Origin of the sequence: Microbacterium sp. SORGH_AS_0421 (assembly GCF_030818635.1) — a bacterium.
Lineage (GTDB): Bacteria > Actinomycetota > Actinomycetes > Actinomycetales > Microbacteriaceae > Microbacterium.
Genome location: NZ_JAUTAO010000001.1, coordinates 764,746 through 789,021, shown reverse-complemented (window position 1 = coordinate 789,021; position 24,276 = coordinate 764,746). Strand labels below are relative to the sequence as shown.

21 protein-coding genes and 1 pseudogene are annotated in these 24,276 nt (G+C 70.9%); 11 read left to right on the top strand and 11 right to left on the bottom strand.

Translation table 11 applies throughout. The features are described from left to right. The first annotated feature begins 6 nt into the window (after positions 1-6). The 3 genes from QE416_RS03660 to QE416_RS03650 are packed head-to-tail and all read left to right on the top strand — an operon-like array spanning position 7 to position 2,368. Positions 7-768, top strand: a complete 762-nt coding sequence (locus QE416_RS03660; protein WP_307313573.1) for an SDR family NAD(P)-dependent oxidoreductase — start codon at positions 7-9, stop codon at positions 766-768. Beyond that, a complete protein-coding gene (locus QE416_RS03655; protein WP_307313570.1) occupies positions 765-1,541 on the top strand; it encodes an enoyl-CoA hydratase/isomerase family protein in 777 nt (258 codons plus the stop codon). Before QE416_RS03660 ends, QE416_RS03655 begins: the two co-directional genes overlap by 4 nt. Next, positions 1,538-2,368: an NAD(P)-dependent oxidoreductase gene (locus QE416_RS03650; protein WP_267788445.1), complete on the top strand. Its 831-nt coding sequence runs from the start codon at positions 1,538-1,540 to the stop codon at positions 2,366-2,368. Before QE416_RS03655 ends, QE416_RS03650 begins: the two co-directional genes overlap by 4 nt. 162 nt (positions 2,369-2,530) lie before the next feature. Here QE416_RS03650 and QE416_RS03645 read toward each other — a convergent pair whose 3' ends face one another. Beyond that, a complete protein-coding gene (locus QE416_RS03645; protein WP_307313568.1) occupies positions 2,531-3,388 on the bottom strand; it encodes an HAD family hydrolase in 858 nt (285 codons plus the stop codon). A gap of 264 nt (positions 3,389-3,652) precedes the next feature. Between QE416_RS03645 and rlmN the strand changes: the two genes are divergently transcribed. Further along, positions 3,653-4,936 (top strand): 23S rRNA (adenine(2503)-C(2))-methyltransferase RlmN, encoded by a 1,284-nt coding sequence (gene rlmN, locus QE416_RS03640; RefSeq protein ID WP_307313565.1) that lies wholly within the window; start codon positions 3,653-3,655, stop codon positions 4,934-4,936. Positions 4,937-4,964: 28 nt separating this feature from the next. Here rlmN and QE416_RS03635 read toward each other — a convergent pair whose 3' ends face one another. From QE416_RS03635 to QE416_RS03615, 5 genes and pseudogenes are all read right to left on the bottom strand, one after another. After that, complete coding sequence (locus QE416_RS03635; protein ID WP_307313563.1) at positions 4,965-5,579, bottom strand: class F sortase; 615 nt, start codon at positions 5,577-5,579, stop codon at positions 4,965-4,967. 11 nt (positions 5,580-5,590) lie between these two features. Continuing rightward, positions 5,591-6,598 (bottom strand): annotated as a pseudogene (locus tag QE416_RS03630) (glycosyl hydrolase family 8); the annotation flags it as partial. Further along, positions 6,598-7,503, bottom strand: a complete 906-nt coding sequence (locus QE416_RS03625) for a DUF4397 domain-containing protein (RefSeq protein WP_307313561.1) — start codon at positions 7,501-7,503, stop codon at positions 6,598-6,600. The gene QE416_RS03625 and the pseudogene QE416_RS03630, both read right to left, overlap by 1 nt. A 47-nt stretch (positions 7,504-7,550) precedes the next feature. Beyond that, entirely contained in the window at positions 7,551-9,479 is a 1,929-nt protein-coding gene (locus QE416_RS03620) for a hypothetical protein (protein WP_307313558.1), read from the bottom strand. A gap of 53 nt (positions 9,480-9,532) precedes the next feature. Beyond that, positions 9,533-11,008: a glycosyltransferase family 2 protein gene (locus QE416_RS03615; RefSeq protein WP_307313555.1), complete on the bottom strand. Its 1,476-nt coding sequence runs from the start codon at positions 11,006-11,008 to the stop codon at positions 9,533-9,535. Positions 11,009-11,339: 331 nt separating this feature from the next. Between QE416_RS03615 and QE416_RS03610 the strand changes: the two genes are divergently transcribed. After that, entirely contained in the window at positions 11,340-11,477 is a 138-nt protein-coding gene (locus tag QE416_RS03610; RefSeq protein ID WP_307313554.1) for a hypothetical protein, read from the top strand. Between the two features lie 90 nt (positions 11,478-11,567). Here QE416_RS03610 and QE416_RS03605 read toward each other — a convergent pair whose 3' ends face one another. The 4 genes from QE416_RS03605 to QE416_RS03590 all read right to left on the bottom strand — a co-directional run bounded on the left by QE416_RS03605 (position 11,568) and on the right by QE416_RS03590 (position 16,191). Then, positions 11,568-12,278, bottom strand: coding sequence for a FadR/GntR family transcriptional regulator (locus QE416_RS03605; RefSeq protein ID WP_210076007.1), 711 nt, complete (start codon positions 12,276-12,278; stop codon positions 11,568-11,570). Between the two features lie 77 nt (positions 12,279-12,355). Beyond that, positions 12,356-13,789, bottom strand: a complete 1,434-nt coding sequence (locus QE416_RS03600) for a GntP family transporter (RefSeq protein WP_210076009.1) — start codon at positions 13,787-13,789, stop codon at positions 12,356-12,358. 35 nt (positions 13,790-13,824) lie between these two features. Further along, positions 13,825-14,724, bottom strand: coding sequence for an NAD(P)-dependent oxidoreductase (locus tag QE416_RS03595; protein WP_267788425.1), 900 nt, complete (start codon positions 14,722-14,724; stop codon positions 13,825-13,827). A 27-nt stretch (positions 14,725-14,751) separates the two neighbouring features. After that, positions 14,752-16,191: a four-carbon acid sugar kinase family protein gene (locus QE416_RS03590; protein WP_307313552.1), complete on the bottom strand. Its 1,440-nt coding sequence runs from the start codon at positions 16,189-16,191 to the stop codon at positions 14,752-14,754. A gap of 164 nt (positions 16,192-16,355) precedes the next feature. On the opposite strand from QE416_RS03590, the gene QE416_RS03585 reads away from it, so the two are divergent. The 5 genes from QE416_RS03585 (at position 16,356) to QE416_RS03565 (ending at position 22,107) form a co-directional block, all read left to right on the top strand. Then, the gene (locus QE416_RS03585) at positions 16,356-17,231 is read left to right on the top strand and encodes an ABC transporter ATP-binding protein (RefSeq protein WP_307313550.1); all 876 of its coding nucleotides are present in this window, start codon (positions 16,356-16,358) and stop codon (positions 17,229-17,231) included. Continuing rightward, positions 17,228-18,031, top strand: a complete 804-nt coding sequence (locus QE416_RS03580) for an ABC transporter permease (RefSeq protein ID WP_307313549.1) — start codon at positions 17,228-17,230, stop codon at positions 18,029-18,031. Before QE416_RS03585 ends, QE416_RS03580 begins: the two co-directional genes overlap by 4 nt. A gap of 151 nt (positions 18,032-18,182) precedes the next feature. Beyond that, complete coding sequence (locus QE416_RS03575; protein WP_267788420.1) at positions 18,183-19,196, top strand: aldo/keto reductase family protein; 1,014 nt, start codon at positions 18,183-18,185, stop codon at positions 19,194-19,196. Between the two features lie 797 nt (positions 19,197-19,993). Continuing rightward, positions 19,994-21,628 (top strand): DUF4407 domain-containing protein, encoded by a 1,635-nt coding sequence (locus QE416_RS03570; protein ID WP_307313547.1) that lies wholly within the window; start codon positions 19,994-19,996, stop codon positions 21,626-21,628. Next, on the top strand, positions 21,628-22,107 hold the full coding sequence (locus tag QE416_RS03565; RefSeq protein ID WP_307313546.1) for an NUDIX domain-containing protein: 480 nt from the start codon (positions 21,628-21,630) through the stop codon (positions 22,105-22,107). Before QE416_RS03570 ends, QE416_RS03565 begins: the two co-directional genes overlap by 1 nt. A 512-nt stretch (positions 22,108-22,619) precedes the next feature. Here QE416_RS03565 and QE416_RS03560 read toward each other — a convergent pair. Then, positions 22,620-23,594 carry a zinc-binding dehydrogenase gene (locus QE416_RS03560; protein ID WP_307313545.1) on the bottom strand — a complete coding sequence of 325 codons (975 nt, stop codon included), beginning with the start codon at positions 23,592-23,594 and terminating at the stop codon, positions 22,620-22,622. A 105-nt stretch (positions 23,595-23,699) separates the two neighbouring features. Here QE416_RS03560 and QE416_RS03555 point away from each other — a divergent pair, with 105 nt between their 5' ends. Then, entirely contained in the window at positions 23,700-24,269 is a 570-nt protein-coding gene (locus QE416_RS03555) for a TetR/AcrR family transcriptional regulator (RefSeq protein WP_307313544.1), read from the top strand. The last annotated feature ends 7 nt before the right edge of the window (positions 24,270-24,276 follow it).

The following is a 24,276-nucleotide window of genomic DNA, read 5'->3' as shown; positions in this document are numbered from 1 at the left end:
GAACGCATGGATATCGCAGGAGCATCCGCCCTCGTCACCGGCGGTGCCTCGGGACTCGGTCTCGCTACCGCGCGCCGGCTCACGGAGGCCGGAGCCCGTGTCACCGTCGTCGACCTGCCGTCGTCGAACGGCGCCGCGATCGCCGAGGAGCTGGGCGGGTCCTTCGCCGCCGCCGATGTGACCGATGCCGAGCAGATCGCCGCCGCGGCAGCTCTCGCCGCCGAGGCCGGGCCCCTACGCGTCGTCGTGAACTGCGCGGGGATCGCCCCACCGGCCAAGGTGCTCGATCGCGACGGTGCCCCTTCTTCTCTGCAGGATTTCGAGCGCGTCATCCGCGTCAACCTCATCGGCACCTACAACGTCATCGCGCAGGCGTCCGCCGTCATGGCGAAGACCCAACCGACCGGGGGCGGCGACCGCGGCGTCATCGTGAACACCGCGAGCGTCGCGGCCTTCGACGGACAGATCGGTCAGCCCGCGTACTCGGCGAGCAAGGGCGGCGTGCACGCCATGACGCTCCCCATCGCCCGTGAGCTCGCGCGCCACGGCATCCGGGTCGTGACCATCGCCCCCGGCATCATGGAGACGCCGATGCTCAAGGGCCTGCCACAGGCGGCGCAGGACTCCCTCGGGCAGCAGGTGCCCTACCCGTCGCGCCTCGGCGCCCCCGACGAGTACGCGCGCCTCGTGCTCGCGATCGCCGACAACGGCTACCTCAACGGCGAGACCATCCGACTCGACGGCGCGATCAGAATGGCACCGAAATGACCGACGGCATCCTGCTCCACATCGAGGACGGGCTCGCCCGCGTCACCTTCGACCGCCCCGCCTCGCTCAACGCGATGGACTTCCCCATGGCCGCGCGCTGGCGAGAGGTCGCGCACGAGGTCACCTCCGACCCCTCCGTCGGAGCGGTGATCCTGGATGCCACGGGCCCCGCGTTCTGCGCGGGAGGCGACGTGGTGGCCATGGCGACTACCGGTTCGTCGGGCGCCGAGGTGACCGAGACCGCTCGGGCGATCCACGACGGTATCCGCACCTTCGCCGAAGCGCCGCTGCCGATGGTCGCCGCCGTCCAGGGCGCGGTCGCCGGCGGCGGACTCGGGCTCATGCTGACCGCCGACTACGTCGTCGCGAGCGAGAACGCCCGCTTCGTCAGCCGCTACGCCAACATCGGGCTGACGCCCGACCTGGGTGTGTCCACTCTGCTCCCCGCCGCGATCGGCCAGCGTCGCGCGCTGCAGCTGCTGCTGCAGGACCGCATGCTCGATGCCGCGGAGGCCCGGGAGTGGGGTCTGGTGGCCGAGGTCGTGGCATCCGAAGCGCTGAGCACCCGCGTCGAGGAGATCGCGCGCTTCTGGCTCGACGGCGCGACCGCGGCGTTCGGGCAGGCGACGCGGTTGGTGCGCGTGGGCGCCGGACGGTCGTTCGGTGAGAACCTCGACGACGAGGCCGCCACCATCGGCGCCGCCTTCGATACCCCCGAGGCGCAGGCGCGGGTTGCCGCGTTCGCCGCCGCCTCCACGAAAGGACGCTCGTGACGCTCTCGGGAAAGACCATCCTCATGTCGGGCGGGAGCCGCGGGATCGGCCTCGCCATCGCGCTGCGCGCCGCCCGCGACGGCGCGAACATCGCGATGCTCGCCAAGACCGACACCCCGCACCCGAAGCTCCCCGGCACCGTGCACACCGCCGCGGAGGAGATCCGCGCGGCCGGCGGGCAGGCGCTGCCGATCGTGGGCGACGTCCGCGACGAAGCCTCGATCACCGAGGCGGTTCTTCGCACCGTGGGCGAGTTCGGCGGGATCGACATCGTCGTCAACAACGCCAGCGTGATCGATCTGTCGGGCTCGTTGGACCTCGCGACCAAGAAGTACGACCTCATGCAGGACGTCAACGTGCGCGGGACGTTCCTGCTGTCCCGGGCCGCGGTGCCCCAGCTGAAGGATGCCGAGAACCCCCACATCCTCTCGCTGTCGCCGCCGCTGAACGCCACGCCCAAGTGGCTCGGCGCGCACACGGGCTACAGCCTCGCGAAGTTCGGCATGACGATGGCGACCCTCGGCCTGGCGTCGGAGTTCGCGAGCGACGGGATCGCCGCGAACACTCTCTGGCCGCGCACGACGATCGCGACCGCGGCTGTGCAGAACGTCATCGGCGGCGACCGCCTCATGGCCGTCTCGCGCACGCCCGAGATCTACGCGGACGCCGCGTACGAGGTGCTGTGCGCTCCGTCGCGCGAGGTGACCGGGCAGACGCTGATCGTCGAGGACGTGCTCGAGCGCGCCGGAGTCACCGACTTCGGCAAGTACGCCGCCGTGCCGGGGACCCCGGACACGGCGCTGTACCCGGACATCTTCCTCGATTGATCGCGGGGTCATCCCCCGCATAAACGCCGTTCGCGCGCAGAAACGCGCTGTGCTCGTGTTTGCGTGAGCTGATCGCGTTTCTGCGCGCGTGAGGGCGGCCGGAGGAGCGAGTCAGCCCCGCGGGCGGAGGAGGCGGGGCGATCTCGGGGAGGTGAGCCGGACTCAGATCAGGCCCAGGTCCTCGAACGCATTGTGCACGCCGTCGTCGAGCACCGCCGTCGTCACCCGACCGGCGAGGCGCTGCAACTCGGCGGGGGCGTTGCCCATCGCGACGGGGGTGCCGACGACCTCGAACATCTCGACGTCGTTCCAGCTGTCGCCGATGCCGATGGCATCCGCCGCCGACAGGCCCAGCTGGGAGAGCACCGCGGTGATCGCGGAGCCCTTGGTGACGCCGGCCTGACCGATCTCGCCGTTCGAGCCGCCGGGAAGGGGGATCGAACCCGGGATGACGTGGAAGTCTTCGCCCAACTCCGCCGCCGCGTGGGCGACGGTGTCGGTCGAGGGGCTGACGAACACGGCCTTGGCGACGGCGTCGCGGTCGACCTCGGACACCGGGCGGGGCTCGCGCCACAGCGGTTGTTCGGGCGGAAGGCCCTGCGCCTCGAGCTCTGCCGCGCGATGCTCGTGGCGCTCGCGCCGGTACTCCGTCATCACGGGGCCCATCCCGGGGCTCGCGTACACCCCGCCGTGCGTCTGGAGGAAGTAGTGGATGCCGTGGGCTTCGAAGTACCGCTCGAGCTCCTCGACGGCCCCGCGGGGCATGGGGCGTTCGACGATGGGGGCGTCTTCGCCGGGATCGCCGCCGCGGGTCGCGTACGCACCCCCGTTCGTGATCGCGCCGTCGAAGCCGATGGCCAGCACCTCGGGGTGGATGTCTCCTGCGGAGCGACCGGTGCAGAGCCACACGAGATGGCCGTTCTCGCGCGCCGTGCGCACGGCGGTCACCGTCGAGGGCGCGATCACCGAGCCGTGCTCGAGGATCGTTCCGTCGACGTCGAGGAAGGCGATGCGGGTCATGTGCACTCCAAGGGGGATCGGTCCCGGACCGTGGGGAGCCGGGGCGATCTGGCAGGGGGCTGAACGTCGAGGCGGTGTCGTCGTCACGGTCGACGGTGTGAAAACCGTATCGCGACCCCGCTCGAGCGGCGCGGCGCATGCCGTCCGCACGATCGCGGTCGGCGGCCCCGCCCGGACTCCCTCCGGTTTGTCTCGCGTCGTGCGGGCTCGCCGGCTCTCCGCGCGCCCAGCCGCGGCGCAGATGCGCCCGGTACCCTGGAAACCATGACTGATCAGCCCCCCGTGCGCACGACGACGCCCCGCCCGGTGCGCCCCGAGGGAGCCCCGGCGAACACCGGCATCCGCCAGGTGCGCCCCAAGACCGAAGGATGGCAGCAGGCCAAGGACGAGACCGGTCGTCCGCTGCTGCAGTTCGCCAGCCCCAAGCGCGGCAAGCCGCCGGTGCACCTCGCCGACCTCACGCACGACGAGCGCATCGCCAAGCTCAAGGAGCTCGGCCTCCCCGGCTTCCGCGCGAAGCAGCTCGAGAAGCACTACTTCACCCACTACACCTCCGACCCGGCCGACATGACCGATCTGCCGGCATCCGGTCGCGAAGAGCTCGTCGCCGGAATGCTGCCGCCGCTGCTCACCGAGGTGCGCCGGCTCGAGACCGACCGCGGCGACACCATCAAGTTCCTCTGGAAGCTGCACGACGGCGCGCTCGTGGAGTCCGTTCTCATGCGCTACCCCGGGCGCATCACGCTGTGCGTGTCGAGCCAGGCGGGGTGCGGCATGAACTGCCCGTTCTGCGCCACCGGCCAGGCGGGACTGACCCGCAACATGTCGGCGGCCGAGATCGTCGAGCAGATCGTGCGCGCCAACGCCCTCATCGCCGCCGGCGGCCTGGGCGGCAAGAAGAGCTCTGACCACTCGCTCGACCGTGTGTCGAACATCGTCTTCATGGGCATGGGTGAGCCGCTCGCCAACTATGCCCGCGTCATGCAGGCCGTGCGCGTCATGGTCGACAAAGACCACGGGCTCGGCATGAGCGCCCGCGGCATCACGGTGTCGACCGTCGGTCTCGTGCCCGCGATCAAGAAGCTCGCCGACGAGGACATCCCGGTGACCTTCGCGCTGTCGCTGCACGCGCCCGACGACCACCTGCGCGACGAGCTCATCCCGGTGAACTCGAAGTGGAAGGTCGACGAGGCCCTGGATGCCGCGCGCGCCTACTTCGACAAGACCGGGCGCCGCGTGTCGATCGAATACGCCCTGATCAAAGACATGAACGACCACGCCTGGCGTGCCGATCTGCTGGCCGACAAGCTCAACGCCCGCGGCCGGGGCTGGGTGCACGTGAACCCGATCCCGCTGAACCCGACTCCGGGCTCGATCTGGACGGCATCCGAGGTCCCCGTGCAGAACGAGTTCGTGCGCCGCTTGAACGACGCCGGCATCCCGACGACCCTCCGCGACACCCGCGGCAAAGAGATCGACGGGGCGTGCGGCCAGCTCGTGGCGACCGAAGAAGACGAGGCGGCCGCCGAGGCGACGCCCGTCGGCTGAGCCCCGTCCCCGACCGACTCCCGCCGCTTCAGCCGGCTACGGCCGTGACGACCAGGTTGTCCACGTAGTGGCCGGTGGCCGGGTCCCACGCCCCCGCACACGTCACGATCCGCAGTTCCGGGGTGGGGACGGGAGCGTAGATCGACGCGGTGGGGAAGGTGTCCTTCTCGACGGTCTGCAAACCGGTCACGACGAAGGTCGCCGTCGTGCCGTCGCTGCGCGATATCGACACCCGGTCTCCGGCTTCGAGCCGCGGGAGGTCGAAGAAGACGGCGGGGCCCGTGGGTGAATCGACGTGCGCCGCGATCACCGCAGGTCCCACGGCTCCGGGCAGCACGCCCTTCTCGTACCATCCGACCGCGTTGTAATCGGTGGGGGCTTCGATCCACCCGTCTGCTCCGCGATCCAGACCGACGAGGTCGGAGTCGACGCCGATGGCGGGAATCGAGATGTGCGTGGGCGTCGCGGTAGAGGCAGCGGGCGCTGAGACCGGGTCCTGCAGCCCCGCTGCGGCCCCGCGCGCGTCGCCTGCGGCGGCGGCGCCCCCGCTGGTCGCGCCCGCCGCCGCCCCCCGTCGTCGCTCAGCGGCGGGCAGCCGCCGAGCACATCGTCGCTCAGCATGGCCGTGGTCAAGGCGTTCCATGCGTCGCCGTAGTACGTCGGCGTGCTCGAGGAGGTCTCGGTCATGCGCGAGAGGTCCGCGCGCGCGGCCTCGTCGCGATCGCCGCCGGCGAGGGCTGCGGCTCGAGCCGCGTAGGCGCTCGCGTGCCGATCGCCGGTGACGCCCCCGCCACCGGAGTCCAACTCGGCGGGCAGCACCTCATCCGTGGGGAGCGCGTCGGCCATCCGACCCGCGAGGGCACGGTCAGCGGGATCGCACGACTCCGCGAAGCGGATCGGCGTGCGAACGGCGTCGTATCCGTACCGCGGCTCGCCGCCGCCGCCCGCGGAGCCGGCGATCGCTACCGTGCCGTCGTCGGCGACCGTTGCCCAGTTGGTCGGCAGGGGATTCGCATCGAGCAGAGCCGCGGTGGCTGCGCGACTGCCCTCGGCCAGTTCGTCCCACCGGGTGTCCCCCGACGCGTCCGACAACACCGCGTATGCGGCCGGCGATGCGTAGGAGGGGTTGTAAGCGTGCGGCGTCGAGGTGGCCCACGGCCCCGGCAGCAGGATGCGGCCGAGGGCGGTGGTCGCGGTCATGCGATCGAGCAGCGCCGTACCCAGCTCGACTCCTCGCTCGCGGAGGTCGTCGCGTCCGAACTCGTCGCCGGCCAGCACCAGGGCGCGCGCGGCGTCGAGGTCGGCGTCGGAAGCGGGCTGATCGTCGACGACGGAGCCGTCCTTCCACTGCCAGGACAGCAGCAGGTCGTCGCGCTGCAGGTTGTCGACGGTCCAGTCCCAGATCCGGTCGAACTGCTCCTCGTCGTCGGCGGCCACGGCCAGGAGCAGGCCGTACGCCTGCCCCTCACTCACCGTGTCGCCACCCTGATCGGTTCGCACGACGCGTCCGTCGTCGACGTAGGTGGACAGGAACGCGGATGCCGTGGCGACGGTACGCTCGCGGGCGTCGGAGACCTGCTGCGCCGGCGCGGTGCATGCACTGAGCGTCACGACGCAGACCGCGGCGACGACAGCGGTCGCGAGGGTCTTCCTCCCGCGCATCATGCGGTGCCCTTCGAGGACCGACGGCGCAGCACCACCATCGTCGCAACGAGTCCGCCGAGGAGTGCGACGACGCCGCCGATGAGCCCAGCGGGCGCCGCGGACTGCACCGCCGTGCCGCCGCCGCCCGTGTGGATACCGCCGGTGGGCATGTCGGCGAGAGTCGCCGAGTCGGTGACCGTCCGGGCGGTCAGCGCGCCCGCGGCGTCGTCGAGCACGAAGATGGTCGAGACGCTCCCCGCGGGAAGGGCGACGGCGGAGGATGCCGTTTCGTCTGCGCCCGAGAGCTCGAGGTTCCAAGAGCCGGCGGGCACGGCGGCGTAGCCGGTTGCGGAGCCGGAGGTCACGGCCTGCGCGATCGACCGGCCCTCCGCCGTGTCGACGTCGACGCGGGGCTCGAGCGTGGACGCCTGCACGACGCGCACGCGTGCCTGGCCCTCCGCCGGGGCGGAGAGGTCGTCGTCGAAGACGGTGGTCTTCAGCTCGGCGTTGCGCCCGTATGCCGCAACGGTGATGGGCTCTCCCGCCGACACCTCCACCGACTGCTGCACGACGGGTTCGGAGTCGTCCGTGGCGTCGGAGGGGACCATCGACACGACGTACGTTCCCTCGGCGAGAGGGATGTAGTCGCTCACCGCGCCGTACGAGACGTCGTCGAGCTCGTAGACGACCGCACCGCCGGCCAGCGCGGTCATCTGCACGTCGACCGATTTGGTATCGGGCGAGAGATGCGCGACCCGGGCCCAGCCGCTCGGTGCGGCCGGTGCGGCCGGTGCGGCCATCGCCGCGGGCGCCGTTGCGACGCCCAGGGCCAGGGGGAGTACGGCTGCGGCGGTCAGGGCAAGGCCGCGCAGGCCGATCCGAGACCGACGGGCGGGACGGGGGGAGGGGGAGGAGATGGTCATGGCGGATCCTTTCTTCGGGGGGAGGGGGATCGAACGGGTGAACGGGATCATGAAGCGGGACGGGGGAGCAGGTCGGTGGGTTCGTCGGGTGAGAACGTCACGATCACCCCGGCGTCCCCTCGCTCGACCGAGACCGGGCGCAGAGGACCCGCGAGCGACGAGAAGAACCGCACGACTTCGTCGGCGCCGGGAGCGTCACCGCGTGCGTCCTGACCGGCGAACGAGCTCACGACGAGCTGCCGGTGGACGCCCGAGGGGTCGCCTCCCAACTGTGCGATGTCGGCGATATCGACGCGACCGGTCGCCGCCAACTGGCCCAGCGTGAGCAGGATGCGGCCGTCCACGATGCCGGAGGTGAGCAGGTCCTGCTCCGGGCCGGGCACACCGACGTCGGGGTTCTGCAGGAGCTGCTGACCGGCGACGGATCGGGCGGCGTAGAGCCCGTCGTCCGAGGCCTGGGCCAGTGCCGCCTGGTTGCGATCGACGAGGCGCACGTCGACTTGTTGCGCGCCCTCGCCGAAGGACGCCACCACCACGCTGTTGTCGATCGCCTGCCGCACCGTGGGGAACTCGGTGGGGAACGTGCGCATCGAGTCCGTGGTGACGACGTAGTCGTAGTCGCGCCACCCGTCGGGAGCGAGCCGCTGCACGTCGGTGTCGGTGTCGGCCTTGTAGTACCAGACCACGTTCTCGCGGTCGAAGCCGGCGTCGACGAGATCGACCCACATCGCGTCGTCGACGAGCATGCGCGCGTCTCCCGGGGCGTTCTGGGTCATCCATGTCTCGGCGTCACGGAGGGGGCGGTCGAGGTCGGCGAGCAAGAAGCCCCGGAGCTGCGCCGCCCACAGCGGCCCGGCCGCGAGGAGCGCGACGATCAGGCCGGAGGCCAGCGCGACACCCGTGAGGCGCTGCAGCACGGCGTCCGCGCGCAGCGTTTCGACGGCCCGTTGGCCCATGCCGGCCACGACGATCGCGGCGAACGGCAGCAGCATGATGACGTACGGCACAGGGAGGTAGCCCCCGCGGAACATGAACGCCGTCAGCGCCAGCAGAGTGATCGCCCACGGCCTCAGGCGACGAACGAACAGCGCGGCGACGGCGGCGGCCAGCGCGGTCACGATGAGCACGGCGTCGAGCTGCCACCACAGACCGATGGTCCGCGACATGAGGCTCTCGGGATCGAAGAGCGATCCGCTGCCCTCTCGCGACGACAGCTGGAAAGCGAGACCGTCCCACAGGCTCACCCGACCGGGTGCCGGGGTCACCTCGCCCTTCACCAGCGCGAACGCCACGTAGGTCAGACCGATCAGGGCGAGGACGGAGGCCGCGACCGACACCGTGTACCGACGCGTCGTCCGGTCGGCGCCCCGCCACATGAACCAGGCCACGAGCGGAAGTGCCAGCAGGTAGGTCTCTTTCGTGAGAACCGCCACACCGAAGGCCGCCGCCGCACCGGCGTAGCCGATCAGCTGGGCGCGCCGACTCATCGCGAGCAGCAGCGCACCGAGCAACCACGCGGTCGCGATGTTGTCGAGGTACACCTGACGGTGGAACTGCACCGCGAGCGGCGACAGCAGGAAGATCGCCACGGCGACGGATGCCGTGAGCCGGGCGAATCCGATGCGGCGTACGAGGCACCACAGCAGCACCGCGGCGATCGCGGTCGCAACCAGCATCGCCTCGCGGGCGGCGATCACGGCGACGTCGTATCGGTCCCACGCGTCGGTGAGCCCGGCCCACGCCGCGATCTGGATCCACCCGAGCGGCGGATGGTCGTACCAGTACGTGTAGTGAGTCAGCTCGCCGAGATTGCCGAGGCTCCACGCCTGGGCGGTGTAGGTGCCCTCGTCGTCGATGCGCTGGGGTGAGCCGCCCAGGTTGAGGGCATTGACCAAGATGCCGATGAGCAGCGGAGGCACAAGCCACGCGGCATCGACCAGACGCTCGCGCCACCGCGATCGTCGGGTCTCTGACACCCGCTCCGCTCGACGAGAGGCGGGGGCAGGGGACGTGCGATCGAGGATGGAGGTCATCGGTTCACCGCCACCGTCGTGGTCACGAGTTCGGACGTCGCGGCCGGGGCCGCGGCGGCATCCCGGTGCGCACCCGTGTGCTCGGTCTTCTCCCAGCTGCCGTCGCCCTTGAGCTGGCGAACGACCGAGCGCACGGCCGCGGCGGCGAGGAACACCTGGTAGGGAACGAGGCCGAGGACGAGACGGACGTAGTCGCGCACGCGCACTTTCTTGTCGTAGACGCGTCCGAACTCCGTCAGCCCGGCAGCCTCCGCGACGAGGGTGATCACCGTCGGCACCAGGGGGAGGAACGTGATGAGGGCGACGGGCGTCGGCACCTTGACCAGCAGGATGAACGCGATCGAGATGGGGATCAGCAGTCCGGTCGCCGCCTGCAGGAACGGCATGTTCAGCAGGTAACGGGCGTACATGCGCTGGCGCAGGGTCGGCAGTGCCTTCCATTCGCCTTTGCCGAGCACCTGCAGGAAGCCCTGGTTCCAGCGCGTGCGCTGCTTGTAGAGCGACTTCAACGTGGGCGGGGTCTCCTCACGCGTGACGTATTCGGGGTTGTAGGCGACGACGACCTTCGCGCCGTCGCTCGACAGGCGCACGCCCAGTTCGCAGTCCTCGGCCAGGCACTGGTCGTCCCAACCGGCCGACCACTGCAGCCGCTCGCGAGTGACGAAGACGGTGTTGCCCCCGAGCGGGATGAACTTCGACCGGGCGTGGAAGTGCAGACGCGAGCGGAACCAGAAGTAGTACTCGAGCACGTTGCGCAGCGACCACCAGCTCGTCTCGAAGTTCATCAACTGCACGCCGCCCTGAACCACGTCGGCACCGGTCTCCTGGAACTTGGAGTCGACGACGGTGAGCAGACTGGGGTGCACCTCGTCTTCTGCGTCGAACACGCCGACCACGTCGCCGGTGGCGATCTGCAGGGCGCGATTGAGCGCCTTGGGCTTGTTCTTGGGGACGCTGTCATCGACGACGACCTTGATGAGGTCCGGATGCCGCGCTGCCGCCTGGCGGACCACGAGCTCGGTGCCCGGGTCGTCGTGCCCGACGATCGCGATGATCTCGAAGTCGGGGTGATCCTGTTGCGCGAGGCGATCGAGGGTCTGGCCCATGACCTCTTCCTCGTGCCGGCCGGGGACGAGGAGCGTGAAGCGGTGTCGAGCGGGTCGCGGGGACGAGCTGAACTGCGTCGCCCGCAGGTCGTCGGCGGAGCGCCAGGCGTGCAGCATCCACCACAGCGTCGTCGTGGCGACGACGGTCAGGCCGAGCGCGAGCACGATGACGCCGCTGTAGCCGAGCCATTCCCCGATCGACCAGTCGGGAAGGAACCCGCCGGGGGCGGAAGTACCGGGCTGGACGGGGATGACGGTGTCGGTGACGCCGGTCGAGCCTTGACCGGGGGCGGGGGCGACCGGCGTCAGCAGGGGATCGGGCGTCGGGTTCGGGGCGGTCTGCGAAAGGAGGGGGGACTGCAGCAACGACAAAAGAACCTCCAGCGTCCACGTGGACGGTTCGAGGGCGGTAAGGGGAGTTGCGCGACGACCGGGGGCGAAAACGTCTCGCACAGGTGGTTCGGGGGCAGGCGGGGGGAATGGTTTGGACGGCACAGGGGATTGCCAGGCTCGGAGGTAGAGGCCGTACCCCGATGTCTCGTTCGGAGACGAGAACGGACACCTTCTCGATGTCACCGTCGAACCGCGGGTCGTTCATGGCGCAGGGGCCCGGCCCGCAGCTCATCGAGACTCCCGTCGGGGGGGGGTCGCCGTCACGGTGCTCGGAAGAGATGCCGCCTCCCCGCACGGCGCCCCGGTGACCCACACGGTGTGGGCCGCTCAGACCGGGGGAAGGGTGCGCGGCTCCCGGCCGATCGAACTCGACATCGTCGAGGGGCCGACGGTCGCGGTCACCGCGTGGCTGGTCGACGTGGATCCGACCAGCCCGGGCTGAGCCTGCTCCCCGGCTCGCCTCGCCCGGCGGGGAATCCATGAGGGCGGCGCTGCACCGGCGTCCGCGATGCCGCAGGCCGCGACGGCGGCCTCAGCGGGCGCGGCCTGCGCCCAGCACGTGCGTGCGAAGGTCGTCGAGTGTCTGCTGCATGTGCTGGTCCATCGCGCGGCGCGCGCCCTCGGCGTCGGCGTCGCGCAGCGCCTCGAGCACGTGCTCGTGCTCGGCGATGGCGTTGTGCTGGATGACGCGGACGGCCGACGTCTGTGCGCGGCGCTCCGAGAGCACCTCGGTGAGGGGAGCGAACATCACCGTGAGGAACGGGTTGCGCGATGCGGCGAGGATGCGGTCGTGGAACGACAGGTCGGCGGCGACGAAGGATGCCAGGTCGTCGGCCTCGTGAGCGTCGCGCATCGCCGCGAGGTCGGCGGCGATGGCCTCGACCTCGTCGGGGCGTGCGCGCTCGGCCGCGAGGGCGGCCGCACCCGTCTCGAAGATGCGGCGGAGCTCGATCAGCTGCTCGGCGGCCGAGGCGTCGCCGGTCGCGGAGGTGGCGGCGAGCACGGCGCTGAGCGAGGTCCAGCGCGCGAGCGGCTGGACGAACGATCCGCGTCCGCTCTCGACGCGCACGACGCCGCGCGCCTGCAGGGTCTTGATGGCCTCGCGCACGGTCACCCGGCTGACGTCGAAACGCTCGCCCAGCTCGGGTTCGCTGGGCAATACCTGATCGGCGACGAGGCGGCGCGCGACGATGTCGTCGAACAAGCCGTCGACCACCTCGTCGACACGTGAGCGTCGTGCCATGGCATCCCCCTTCCGCTCCAACCTAATCGCCGGGCCGGGGAACTCTCGTCCCCGACCCGGCGTCGATGCCGAATGCCTCAGCCCGCCAGGGCGAACACCGCCCAGGTCAGCAGGAAGCCGGCCACACCCAGGATGGTGGTCAGCACCGTCCACGTGCGCAGGCCGTCGGCGACCGTGAGGCCGAGGTAGCGCGTGACGATCCAGAAGCCCGCGTCGGTGACCATCGACAGGCCGAGCGAGCCGAAGCCCACGGCCACGGCGATGGCGGCGATCTGCACCGGGCTGTACCCGGCCTCGGCGACGCCGGCCGACAGCAGGCTGGCCGTGGTGACGATGGCGACGGTCGCCGAGCCCTGCGCGGCGCGGAGCGCGAGCGTGATGAGGAACGCCGCACCCAGCAGAGGGACGCCGAGGTGTTCGAGCGTGACCGACAGGGCGGTTCCGATGCCCGAGGCCTGCAGCACCGCGCCGAACACGCCGCCGCCGGCGACGACCAGCAGGATCGACGCGATCGGGGGCATGGAGCTCTCGAACACCTCGTTCGTGCGGGCCAGACCCCAGCGGCGACGGACCGGCAGCACGAAGAAGGCCACGATGACCGCCACGAGCAGGGCGAAGGCCGGGGTGCCGATGAAGGTGGCGATGCCACGACCGCTCGATCCGGCCGGCAGGCTGAGCGAGAGCATCGTGCCGACGAGGATCTGCACGATCGGAAGGGCGATCAGGGCGACGACGGTGCCGGTGCTCGGCGGCGCCATGACGGTTCCGTCGGCGCGGCGCGACTCGATGACCGTGGAGGTCTGCCCGAACTCCGCCATCTGGGTCGCGACCCGCGGTGCGAGGGCGTACTCGGTGCGGTTCATGATGCGCGCGACCCAGAAGCACAGGAAGCCGAGAACCGCGCAGATGGGCAGGGCGATCGCCGTGACCAGGCCCAGGTCGGCACCGAAGACACCGGCACCCGCCACGATGCCGGGGTGCGGCGGGACGGCCACGTGCACGGCGAGCATGAGACCGAACATCGGCAGACCGAACACGATCGGCTTGACACCCGCGATCTTGCTGAAGGCGTAGAGGATCGGCACGAGCACGATGACGCCGACCTCGAAGAACACCGGGATGGCGACCACGAACGCCACGATGGTCAGGGCGATCGCCACGCGGCGCGGCCCGAGGCGGTCGGTGAAGCTCTCGGCGAGCTGCTGCACGCCGCCCGACACCTCGATGAGGCGGCCGAGGATGGCGCCCAGCGCGATGATGATGAGCACCTTGCCCATGGTCGAGCCGACGCCGTTCGCGACCAGGGTGAAGACGTCACCGGCGGGGATCTGCGCCGAGATCGCCACGACGACGCTCGTGATGAGCAGCGAGACGAACGCGTGCACCTTGAACAGGATGATGAGCACCAGCAGCAGGGCGATGCCCGCCGCGGCGATGGCGAGCAGCGGACCGGTGCCGAACTCCACCGCCGGGGCGATGGGCGGGGTGTCGGCCGTGAGGATGGGAAGCATGGCGGGATCTCCTTCGATCTCGGGTGAACGTGTCGTCAGCCGTGACGACGTTCGGGGGCGACGGCGCGGATGACGGCGGAGTCGTCGTTCGAGCCCAGGCCCTGGGCGCGACCGCTGAGGTAGAGCTGCTCGGCGGCGGCGGCGACCGGGGTGGGCAGGCCCACGCGACGCGCGGCGTCGCCGACGATGCCCATGTCCTTGACGAAGATGTCGAGAGCGCTCAGCACCTCGGCGCCTTCCTCGTCGTACGCCTGGAGCATGCGCGGGCCGCGGTTGCCGAGCATGAACGACGCGGCGGCACCGCCCATGAGGGCCTCGAGCGTCTTCTCGGGATCGAGTCCCAGGGCGTCGGCCAGGGCGAGGGCTTCTGCCGCGGCGGCGATGTGCACGCCGCAGAGCAGTTGGTTCACGGTCTTCAGCGCCTGGCCGTCGCCGGCGTTGTCACCCACGATGGTCAGGGTGGATGCCAGGAGCTCGAGCACGGGTGCCGCCTTCTCGCGCGCGGCGGGGGAGGCGCCGACGACGATGAGCAGGTCGCCCTGACCGGCGCGCACGGGACCGCCCGAGAGCGGCGCGTCGACGAGATCGATGCCGTCCGCCTCGAGGCGCTCGGCGACGGGACGGATGCCGGCGGTGCCGACGGTGCTGGTGAGGATGACGACCGATCCCGGGCGCAGTGCGGGCGCGATGCCGCTGTCGCCGAAGAGCACGTCGTCGAGCTGGTACTGGTCGCGCACCGCGAGCAGGACGGCGTCGGCCTCGGCGACGGCCGCGCGGGCGGAGGGGAACGGAGTGACGCCCTGCTCCTCGGCGAGGGCGAGGCGCGACGGGGCGATGTCGAAGCCGTGGACCGTGAGTCCGGTGGCCAGGCGGGTGGCCATGGGCAGGCCCATGGCTCCCAGCCCCAGGACGGCGACGGTGGAGGTGGTGGTCATCGGAGAGCTCCTTTGCGTGCGGATGGGTCAGCGGCCGGTGACGGCCGCGGGCGTGCGGGTGAGGGTGGACACGACCTGGGCGAGGGCGTCGTCGTCACCGACGTTGCCCGCGAAGACGACGTACGGGATGCCGGTGGCCGGGCCGTCGGCGGGCTCCCAGAGCGAGATGATGCCGGGCAGCATGGGGCCGCGCACCGTGGCCTGGCGCATCGCGAGCCCGTGGGCGGCGACGTCGCTGGAGGTGATGCCTCCCTTCGCCACGACGAAGCGCGGCCGGGTGCGGGCGACGACCTCGCGCACGACGTCGACGACGGCGGCCGACACGGTGCGGGCGATCCGCAGACTGTCGTCGGCGGTCGCGGCGGTGGTCACCGTGCGGGTCGTGCTGATGACGACGTCTGCGCCCTCCAGCTCGTCGACGACGCGGTCGGCGATGGCGCGGAGGTAGGCGGGCGCGCCGTCGGCGTCGAGCACGCGGGCGACATCGATCTCGATGTCGGTGAGGTCGGGGTTGGTCTCGCGCAGGCGGGAGAGCTGGCGGGTGGTGACGGCCACGTGCGAGCCCACGACGATCAGCCCGCCCCGGTCGGTGCCGCCGTCGGGGTAGATCTCGGCAGCCGTCAGCGGCTCGCGCCTCTCGCTGCCGATGCGGGCGCGCACGAAGGGCGGTCCCACGCGTGAGAGCAGGGTCTTGCCGCGCCGACGTGCCTCGATCAGACCGAGCGAGATGAGCCGCAGGTCGTCTTCGGTCACGACGTCGCACACGATCGGGGTGAGGTCCACGGCATCCTGGATCGCGTCCGCGACGGCCGTCGCGCCCGCGCGGATGGTGCCGAGGTCGAGCGCGATGACGGCGTGGGCCGGGTAGCGACCACCCGACTTCTCCTCGACCCAGGCCGCGAGGTTCGAGCTGCGGTAGCCGAACGTCGCGTCGCGGGCGAACTCCGTCTCGCCGATCGGTTGCAGGTCCTCACCGTCGCGCATGTAGTGGACGCCGCCGACGGTGATGCGACCGGCGTCGGGAAAGGCGGGGACGATCACGACCCCGTCGATCGGTGCGCCGCCCGCCGCCGCGACGGCGGCGGCGAGGGTGTCGGTCTCGAGCGGGAAGTGCCCGCGCAGGGTGGAGTCGCCCCGGCTGACGAATTCGACCTCCACTCCCGCGGTGGCCGCGGCGGCGAGGGCGTTCTGCGCCACCTCGAGGTTGCGCAGGCGAGCGTCGTCGTCGCCGAGGCTGCGGGCGTTGGTGAGCACGTAGACGGCCGGGGCCTCGGTGGCGAACACCGCGGCGAAGTCGTCGATCTCCCAGCGGGTGAGCACGGGCAGGTCGGCGACCGACTGCGTTCCCGTCGGATCGTCATCGAGCACGACGAGGCGGGAGCCGAGCGCCTCGGAGGCCGCGCGCACCTCGGCGGCGCTCATGGCGGCAGGGGCGGGGAATGCGCGGAGGGCGTGCGCTTCGTTCATCGTCTCACTCCTTCGTGGTGTGACCATCAGCGGTCAGGCGTCAGCCATCATATGGCTTCGAGTGTCGGATGCCAAGACCTGTTCGCCGCGTATCCACCGATGGATGGATGCCGTTTCCCCGGCCCGTCGTGCCGGTCCGCCCCGCTCGCCGCCAGACTGGGGACATGAGCGAGAACGTCGTGCGGGTGGAGAACCTGCGCAAGACCTATCGAGGGGGCCTCGAGGCGTTGCGCGGGGTGAGCTTCGACATCCGCCGCGGCGAGACGTTCGCGCTGCTCGGCCCCAACGGTGCAGGCAAGAGCACGGTCATCGAGATCCTCGAGGGCTACCGTGACCGTACGAGCGGCGAGGTGCGCGTGCTCGGCGTCGACCCGCACCGCGGCGGTCTCGACTGGAAGGCGCGGCTCGGCATCGTCCTGCAGAACACCGGTGAGGCCCCGACCGCGTCGGTACGCGAGCTGCTGGCCCACTTCGCCGCGTTCTATCCGCGGCCCCGCGACGTCGACGAGGTGATCGCCGCGGTGGGGCTGAGCGAGAAGGCGAAGGTGTCGGTGCGCAAGCTCTCGGGTGGTCAGCGTCGCCGCGTGGACGTCGCCCTCGGCATCGTCGGCCGACCCGAGCTGCTGTTCCTCGACGAGCCGACCACGGGTTTCGACCCCGAGGTGCGGCGGCAGTTCTGGGACCTCATCCGCGAGCTGCAGGACGAGGGCACCACCATTGTGCTGACGACGCACTATCTCGACGAAGCCGCCGAGCTGGCGGAGCGCGCAGCGATCATCGTCGGCGGGCAGATGGCATCCGTCGGTCGTGTCGACGAACTCGGGGGACCGTCGGCGCGTGTGCCCTTCGTGCGGTGGCGCGAGGGTGGCGAGGTGCGCGAGGAACGCACGCAGGACCCCGGGGCCGTGGTGGCGGAGCTGTACGCCCGCCTCGGCGAGCCCGAGCGGCTCGAGGTCGTGCGTCCGAGCCTCGAAGACGTGTACCTGTCGTTCCTCGGCGACGAGGCGCGTCGTATCACCGCGGCCGGGGGCGTCGCGTGAGCCGCGTGCTGCGGCTGGGCGCCGCGCGCATCGCCTTCGAGGTGCGCTCGTACTTCCGCCAGGGCGACTCGGTGTTCTTCACCTTCCTCTTCCCCATGATGATCCTGCTGATCTTCGCCGTCGCCTTCGACGCTCAGACCTTCGGTCCGCCCGGAGACGAGGTGGATGCCGCGCAGTTCTACCTCCCCGCGATGCTCGCCGCGGGCGTGCTGCTGTCGGGCTTGCAGAACATGTCGATCGACATCGCGATGGAGCGCAGCGACGGCACCCTCAAACGCCTCGGCGGCACCCCGCTGAGCCCCGTGTCGTACTTCATCGGCAAGCTCGGTCAGGTCCTGGTGACCGGCCTCCTGCAGTCGGTGCTGCTCATCGTCGTCGCCGCGGTGTTCTTCGGCGTGCCCCTGCCGACCGAGCCGGAGCGCTGGCTGACCTTCGCGTGGGTGTTCCTGCTGGGGGTGACCACGTGCGCGATCCTCGGCATCGGCCTGTCGGCGCTGCCGCGGACCGGGCGCAGCGCCACAGGCGTCGTCATCCCGATCGTTCTCCTGCTGCAGTTCATCTCGGGCGTCTACATCAACTTCGCAGCCCTCCCCGAGTGGCTGCAGAACGTGGCGAGCATCTTTCCGCTGAAGTGGCTCGCGCAGGGCTTCCGCTCGGTGTTCCTGCCCGAGGGGTTCGCCGCGGCCGAGCCGTCGGGCTCGTGGGACCACCCGCTGATCCTTTTGGTGACGGGACTCTGGCTGGTGCTGGGGCTCGCGCTCGTGCGTCTGACGTTCCGGTGGATCCGGAAGGACGCGTGACGGCGAACCCGCCCTCGCACCCCTCACGCATAAACGCTTCCCGCGACCATAAACACGCTGTGCTCGCGTTTCCGTGCGCGCGAAGCGTTTATGCGTGAGGGGGAAGGGATGCCGCGGCCCCGGTGCCGGTGGCCGGGTCTAGCGTGGAGGGATGGTCGGTTATCGCTATCTCGGAAACAGTGGATTCAAGATCTCGGAGATCACCCTCGGCAACTGGGTGACCCACGGCTCGCAGGTCGGTGACGACGCGGCGATCAAGACGGTGCACGCGGCTCTCGACGCGGGCATCTCGACGTTCGACACCGCCGATGCCTACGCCAACGGAGCTGCGGAGACCGTGCTCGGAAAGGCCCTCGAAGGGCAGCGGCGCGAGTCGCTCGAGATCTTCACGAAGGTCTACTTCCCCACCGGCCCGAAGGGGCCGAACGACACCGGGCTCAGCCGCAAGCACATCATGGACTCGATCAACGGATCGCTCGAGCGCCTGGGCACCGACTACGTCGACCTCTACCAGGCCCACCGCTTCGACTACGAGACCCCGCTCGAAGAGACCTTCCAGGCCTTCGCCGACGTCGTCCGCCAGGGCAAGGCGCTGTACATCGGGGTGTCCGAGTGGACCGCCGAGCAGCTGCGCGAGGGTCACGCGCTCGCCAAGCAGCTCGGCATCCAGCTCATCTCGAATCAGCCGCAGTATTCGATGCTGTGGCGCGTGATCGAGGGCAAGGTCGTGCCGGCCAGCGAAGAGCTCGGCATCTCGCAGATCGTCTGGTCGCCCATGGCGCAGGGCGTGCTGAGCGGCAAGTACCTGCCCGGTCAGCCGGTGCCCGAGGGCTCGCGCGCGACCGACGAGAAGAGCGGCGCGACCTTCATCAAGCGGTTCCTGAACGACGACACCCTCGAGGCCGTGCAGCGCCTGAAGCCCATCGCCGACGAGGCGGGTCTCGCCATGCCTCAGCTCGCGATCGCGTGGGTGCTGCAGAACCCCAACATCGCCGCGGCCCTGGTCGGAGCCTCGCGCCCCGAGCAGCTCGTCGACACCGTGAAGGCATCGGGAGTGACCCTGGATGCCGACACCCTCGCCGCCATCGACGAGGCGCTCGGCGACGCGGTGTTCTCCGACCCCGAGAACACGTACGAGGTGTCACCCAAGGAGCGCGTGGCCTGAGTCGAGCGCGGGCGGGGCGGGCTTCGGCTCCGCCCCGCCCTTCGTGTTCCGCGGAACCGGCTCGTTTTGCGCGGAAACGCTTCCTGCGACGGGAAACGCGGTGTGCTCGCGTTTCTCGTCGCGTACTGCGTTTATGCGTGAGGGGGCGGATGCCGCGGACGCGGTGCCGGCGTCGGTGCGGGTCGCGGCGTCGGTGCGGGCTGCGGCGTCGGCGTCGGCGTCGGCTTCGGTGTCCGCGGTACCGGCTCGTCCCGCGCGGAAACGCTTCCTGCGACGGGAAACGCGGTGTGCTCGCGTTTCCCGTCGCGTACAGCGTTTATGCGTGAGGGGGCGGATGCCGCGGACGCGGTGCCGGCGTCGGTGCGGGCTGCGGTGCTGGCCTGGGCGTCGGCTTCGGTTTCGGCGTCCGCGGAACCGGCTCGTCCCGCGCAGAAACGCTTCCTGCGACCATAAACGCGGTGTGCTCGCGTTTCTCGTCGCGCATGGCGTTTATGCGTGAGGGGCGGATGCCGCGGCTGCGGTGCTGGCCTGGGCGTCGGCTTCGGTTTCGGCGTCCGCGGAACCGGCTTGTCCCGCGCGGAAACACTTCCTGCGACGGGAAACGCGGTGTGCTCGCGTTTCCCGTCGCGTACAGCGTTTATGCGTGAGGGGGCGGATGCCGCGGCGGCGGTGCCGGCTTCGGCGCAGTGCCGCGGGGGTGATGGCAGGTGTCCGGCCGGCGCGGAGCGGTGGCGGCGCCCGGCTGCGCCTCAGGCCCCGCTCAGGAGAGAACGGTGCGGGCGTCGTACCCTGTGCGAATGTCCTTTTCCGCTCACCGGCCCGGCCGTTTCGGCTCCGACGGCCGTATCGAGTTCACGACGGACGAGGAACGCGAGCAGTATCTCGACGACATCCTCGCCGCGCAGAACGCGGCGAACCGTCCCGCCGAACCCCAGGATCACACTGCCGAGCCGTGGGGCGCGCCGCCCGCCGACGACGACCCACGCTCCTCCATCGCCGCCGACCCGAGCGATACCGATCCGCTCGACGTGGACGTCGACGCCGCCGACGCCCGCGACACCGTCGTGATCGATCGCGCCGGGCGTGCGCGCGCCGACGACGAGACCGCGGTCCCGTCCGACGAGGCGCCCGAGCCCGCGGCATCCATCCCCGTGGCATCCGAACCGCGCCAGCCCCGTCTGCGCCGACACGACCCGCGCCGCCCGCGCCTGTCGCTGATCCGCCGCATGGCCGTGCTCGGCGGCGCCGACAACGACGTGCTCGACGAGGTGCCCGAAGAGGTGCCGCGCTTCGTGCAGATGTTCCTCGTGCTCGCGGGAACCGCTCTCGTCTCGTCGCTGTCGATGATGTTCGCGCTGCTGACGGGCGTGCGGGTCAGCCTCTGGCTCGCGATCCCCCTCGCGATCGTGTGGGGCCTCATCATCTTCAACCTCGACCGCTTCCTCACCTCCACGATGCGTTCGACGAAGAACATCTTCCGGCTGCTCGGTCTCGCCATGCCCCGCGTGATCATGGCCGCTCTCATCGGCATCGTCGTGGCCGAGCCCCTGGTTCTGCAGGTGTTCCAGAACGACATCGTGCGCGAGGTCAACTCCACGAACGTCACGCAGGCCCTCACGGACCAGGATGCCGTCACCAACGGCCCCGAGAAGCAGGCGCTCGACGCCGCGAGCGCGCAGGTGTCGGCGCTCGAGAACCAGGCGGCGACCGGCATCGTGACCGGCACCTCGTCGACCTCGGCCGAATCCGCCGCTGCGCAGCAGAGCGTCGACCAGCTCACGCAGCAGCTCGCCGCCCAGCAGAGCGTGATCGACCAGGCGCGCGCCGTGTACCAGTGCGAGCTCACCGGCCAGGGCGCCGGAACGGTTCCCGGCTGCACCGGTGTCGCCGGCAACGGCGCGAGCTCCGATGCGGCGCAGGCGCAGCTCGCACAGGCGCAGTCGGCATACGACTCGCTGTCGACCCAGCTCGCGCAGGCGCAGTCGACGCTCGCCGCGGCGAACTCCGCCGGCGCCGAGGCCGCCGCGTCGTCCGCCGACCAGAACAAGCAGCAGGCCGAAGACCAGCTGCCCGCCGCTCGCGCCCAGTACGACTCGGCGCTCACGGCGTACAACGCGAGGGCGTCGTCGGTCGCTGACGGCAATGCGGGAGCGGTGGGTCTGCTGAGCCAGATCACGGCCCTCGAGCGCCTGTCGGATCGCGAGCCGACGCTGCGCTGGGCGCACTATCTGATCGCAGCGCTGTTCTTCATGATCGAGCTGCTGCCCGTGCTGGTGAAGGTGCTGACCGGCTTCGGCGGCCCTTCGCTCTACGAGAAGGCCGAGAAGATGCGTGGGCAGATCGCCCTCGACCGGGTGTCGGCCCGCACCTTCCGCAGGCGCGCCGACATCATCGCCGACGAGGCGAACCGCGTTCCGGCGACCGTCTCCTGATGGTCGTGTGGAGCGCGGGACTTCTGCTGTACCGGCTCGCGCCCGAGCCGCAGGTGTTCGTCGCGCACATGGGCGGCCCGTTCTGGGCGAAGAAGGATGCCGGCGCCTGGTCGATCCCGAAGGGCGAGTACGACCCCGACACCGAGGGGGCGCTGGATGCCGCCCGCCGCGAGTTCCGCGAGGAGCTCGGGGTCGATGCGCCCGAGGTCGAGTGGGCCGAACTCGGCACGTTCGCGTATTCGAGCGGCAAGAAGGTGGTCGTGTTCGCGGGTGACGGCGCCGGCTTCACGGCATCCGACTTCGCTTTCGGCACTTTCGAGATGGCGTGGCCACCCCGCTCGGGCAAGACCGCGACGTTCCCCGAGGTCGACCGCGCCGAGTGGATGGGGCTGGATGCCGCTCGCGAGGCGCTCGTGAAGGGGCAGCGCCCCGCGATCGAGGCGCTCGCCGTCGCCCTCGAGGGCCTGGGTGGCGATTGAGGCGCTCCCCGCTGGGGGTGAAGGTCGTGCGTAACTCCTGAGAAGCCGCGGCGCAGCCGGATATCCGCGCCGGTTCTCCCGGCGAACAGGCGGCCCGCTCCGCGCTTCTCAGGACCTGTGTACGCCCCGGCCATCCCCGGCGCGTGCCGCCTCCTTCGCCCCTGCCGCCGCTACCCGCGTGCCACCCCTCGGCCGCGCACGCCGCGGCGGCCGCCTCGCTCGGGCCGTGGAATGGTGCGTAACTCCTGAACGGAGGCGGCCCCGTCTCCTCGGCGCCCCGGGATACAGGGCACAGCGCCCGGCGTGCGCCGTTCTCTCAGGAGTTGCGCGCGGCGACCCTCCCCGCGCTGCCGCTCCGCCCGGGGGCTCCGCATCGCCTTGGGCGCCCGCGCCCCGAACGCACGAGTGTCCAGAACACCCGGACGTTTTGAAAAATCGTCCGGGTGTTCTGGACACTCAAGAGGGGCTCGGGCCCGCGCGCCGCGGGACGCGAGCCCCGCGGCGCGACGCAATTACGGGCGGATGAGGATCTTGCCGACGCGGGGCGCGTCGCTCGCGGTGACGGCTTCGACGATGTCGTCGAGACCGAAGGTGGCGGCGACGGGCAGGGTCAGGGTGCCGTCGGCGAGGTAGCGCGACAGCTCGCCGAAGAGGGCGCCGCGGGTCTCGGCATCCATCGTCTTGCTGACGACACTGCCCCAGAAGCCCTTCACGGTGGCCTGGCGGAAGATGAGGTCGCCGGCGCCGAGCTCCAGCTTGCCCGCGCCCATCGAACCGAAGATCACGAGGGTGCCGTTCTCGCTCAGCAGCGAGAGCACCTGGCCGGCGGCGGGGCCACCGACGGAGTCGACACCCGCGACGACCCGTCCGTCGCCCACGAGGGCGAGGGCCTGGTCGCGCCAGTCGTCGGCGTCGGTCGACACGACGTTGTCGATGCCCTGGGCGGCGAGCTCCCCGACGGCGCTCTGACGGCGCACGAGGCCGACGACGTTGACGCCGCGCGCCTTCGCGATCTGCGCGACCATACGGCCGACGGCGCCGTTGGCGGTGTTCTGCACGATCCAGTCGCCGGCCTTCAGGTCGAGCGAGTGCAGCAGGCTGATGGCGCTGAAGGGCATCGAGACGAGCTGCGAGGCGACCTCGTCGCTCAGGCCCTCGGCGACGGGGATGAGGCCCGCGGCCTTGGCGACGACCTGCTCGGCCCACACCCCGAACGTGCCGCCGGTGGCGACGCGCTGGCCGACGGTCAGGTTCTCGACACCCTCGCCGAGCTCCTCGACGACGCCGACGGCCTCGGTGCCGGCGCGGGCGGGCAGCTCGGGCTTGAAGCCGTAGGTGCCGCGGATGGTCCACAGGTCGTGGTTGTGGATGGGTGACAGGAGCACGCGCAGGCGCACCTCGCCGGGGCCGGGGGTCGGGTTCTCGACCTCTTCGACGCCGACGACGTCGGCCGGCTCGCCGAACTGGTGGTGGATGACTGCGCGCATGGATTCCTCCTGTGGTTATTTTGTAACGACCGGTCTAATATAGACCTCGGGCCTGCGAATGCAACCCAGAAAACGTCAAGTGGCGAGGGAGAGAACATGGGCAGGATGCCGAGCTTCGAGCGCTCCGCCGTCGTCGACGCCGCGCGCGACGTCTTCTGGCGCCGCGGGTACGCCGAGACGGGCATCGCCGAGCTCGAAGAGGCCACGGGCCTCACCCGCTCGAGCCTCTACAACGCCTTCGGCAGCAAACGCGGACTCTTCGACGCCGTCCTCTCGGCATACCTCGACGACGTCGTGCGCACGCGCCTCCGCCCCCTCGGCGGGGGAGACCCCGGCGCGCTCGAGGCCTACGTCGACGAGATGCGTTCGGCCATCGAGGCCGACGCCCCGCGCGCGCGGCTCGGCTGCCTGCTGCTGAACGCGGGTTCGTCTCCGCTGGCGAGCGACGACGCCGAGGTGCGCACCCTCGTCTCGGACTACGCCGCCGAGATGCGCGCCGCGATCCGCTCGGCGGTCGCCGACCGGCGTCCGGATCTGACCCCGGATGCCGTGGACGCCCTCGCCGCGGTGTGCGCCTCGCTCGTGGTGGCCGGCCTCACCCTCGCGCGCGCCGATCGGGACGCGGCGCTGGCGACCCTGGCATCCGTCTCCTTGACCCTGGAGTCGTGGGGCTGAGCCGGCA

Coding starts and splice junctions, on each gene's coding strand:
- QE416_RS03660 (WP_307313573.1), top strand. CDS start 7: ATGGATATCGCAGGAGCATCCGCCCTCGTCACCGGCGGTGCCTCGGGA.
- QE416_RS03655 (WP_307313570.1), top strand. CDS start 765: ATGACCGACGGCATCCTGCTCCACATCGAGGACGGGCTCGCCCGCGTC.
- QE416_RS03645 (WP_307313568.1), bottom strand. CDS start 3,388: ATGACCCGCATCGCCTTCCTCGACGTCGACGGAACGATCCTCGAGCAC.
- rlmN (WP_307313565.1), top strand. CDS start 3,653: ATGACTGATCAGCCCCCCGTGCGCACGACGACGCCCCGCCCGGTGCGC.
- QE416_RS03635 (WP_307313563.1), bottom strand. CDS start 5,579: ATGGAACGCCTTGACCACGGCCATGCTGAGCGACGATGTGCTCGGCGG.
- QE416_RS03625 (WP_307313561.1), bottom strand. CDS start 7,503: ATGACCATCTCCTCCCCCTCCCCCCGTCCCGCCCGTCGGTCTCGGATC.
- QE416_RS03605 (WP_210076007.1), bottom strand. CDS start 12,278: ATGGCACGACGCTCACGTGTCGACGAGGTGGTCGACGGCTTGTTCGAC.
- QE416_RS03600 (WP_210076009.1), bottom strand. CDS start 13,789: ATGCTTCCCATCCTCACGGCCGACACCCCGCCCATCGCCCCGGCGGTG.
- QE416_RS03595 (WP_267788425.1), bottom strand. CDS start 14,724: ATGACCACCACCTCCACCGTCGCCGTCCTGGGGCTGGGAGCCATGGGC.
- QE416_RS03590 (WP_307313552.1), bottom strand. CDS start 16,191: ATGAACGAAGCGCACGCCCTCCGCGCATTCCCCGCCCCTGCCGCCATG.
- QE416_RS03585 (WP_307313550.1), top strand. CDS start 16,356: ATGAGCGAGAACGTCGTGCGGGTGGAGAACCTGCGCAAGACCTATCGA.
- QE416_RS03575 (WP_267788420.1), top strand. CDS start 18,183: ATGGTCGGTTATCGCTATCTCGGAAACAGTGGATTCAAGATCTCGGAG.
- QE416_RS03570 (WP_307313547.1), top strand. CDS start 19,994: ATGTCCTTTTCCGCTCACCGGCCCGGCCGTTTCGGCTCCGACGGCCGT.
- QE416_RS03565 (WP_307313546.1), top strand. CDS start 21,628: ATGGTCGTGTGGAGCGCGGGACTTCTGCTGTACCGGCTCGCGCCCGAG.
- QE416_RS03560 (WP_307313545.1), bottom strand. CDS start 23,594: ATGCGCGCAGTCATCCACCACCAGTTCGGCGAGCCGGCCGACGTCGTC.
- QE416_RS03555 (WP_307313544.1), top strand. CDS start 23,700: ATGCCGAGCTTCGAGCGCTCCGCCGTCGTCGACGCCGCGCGCGACGTC.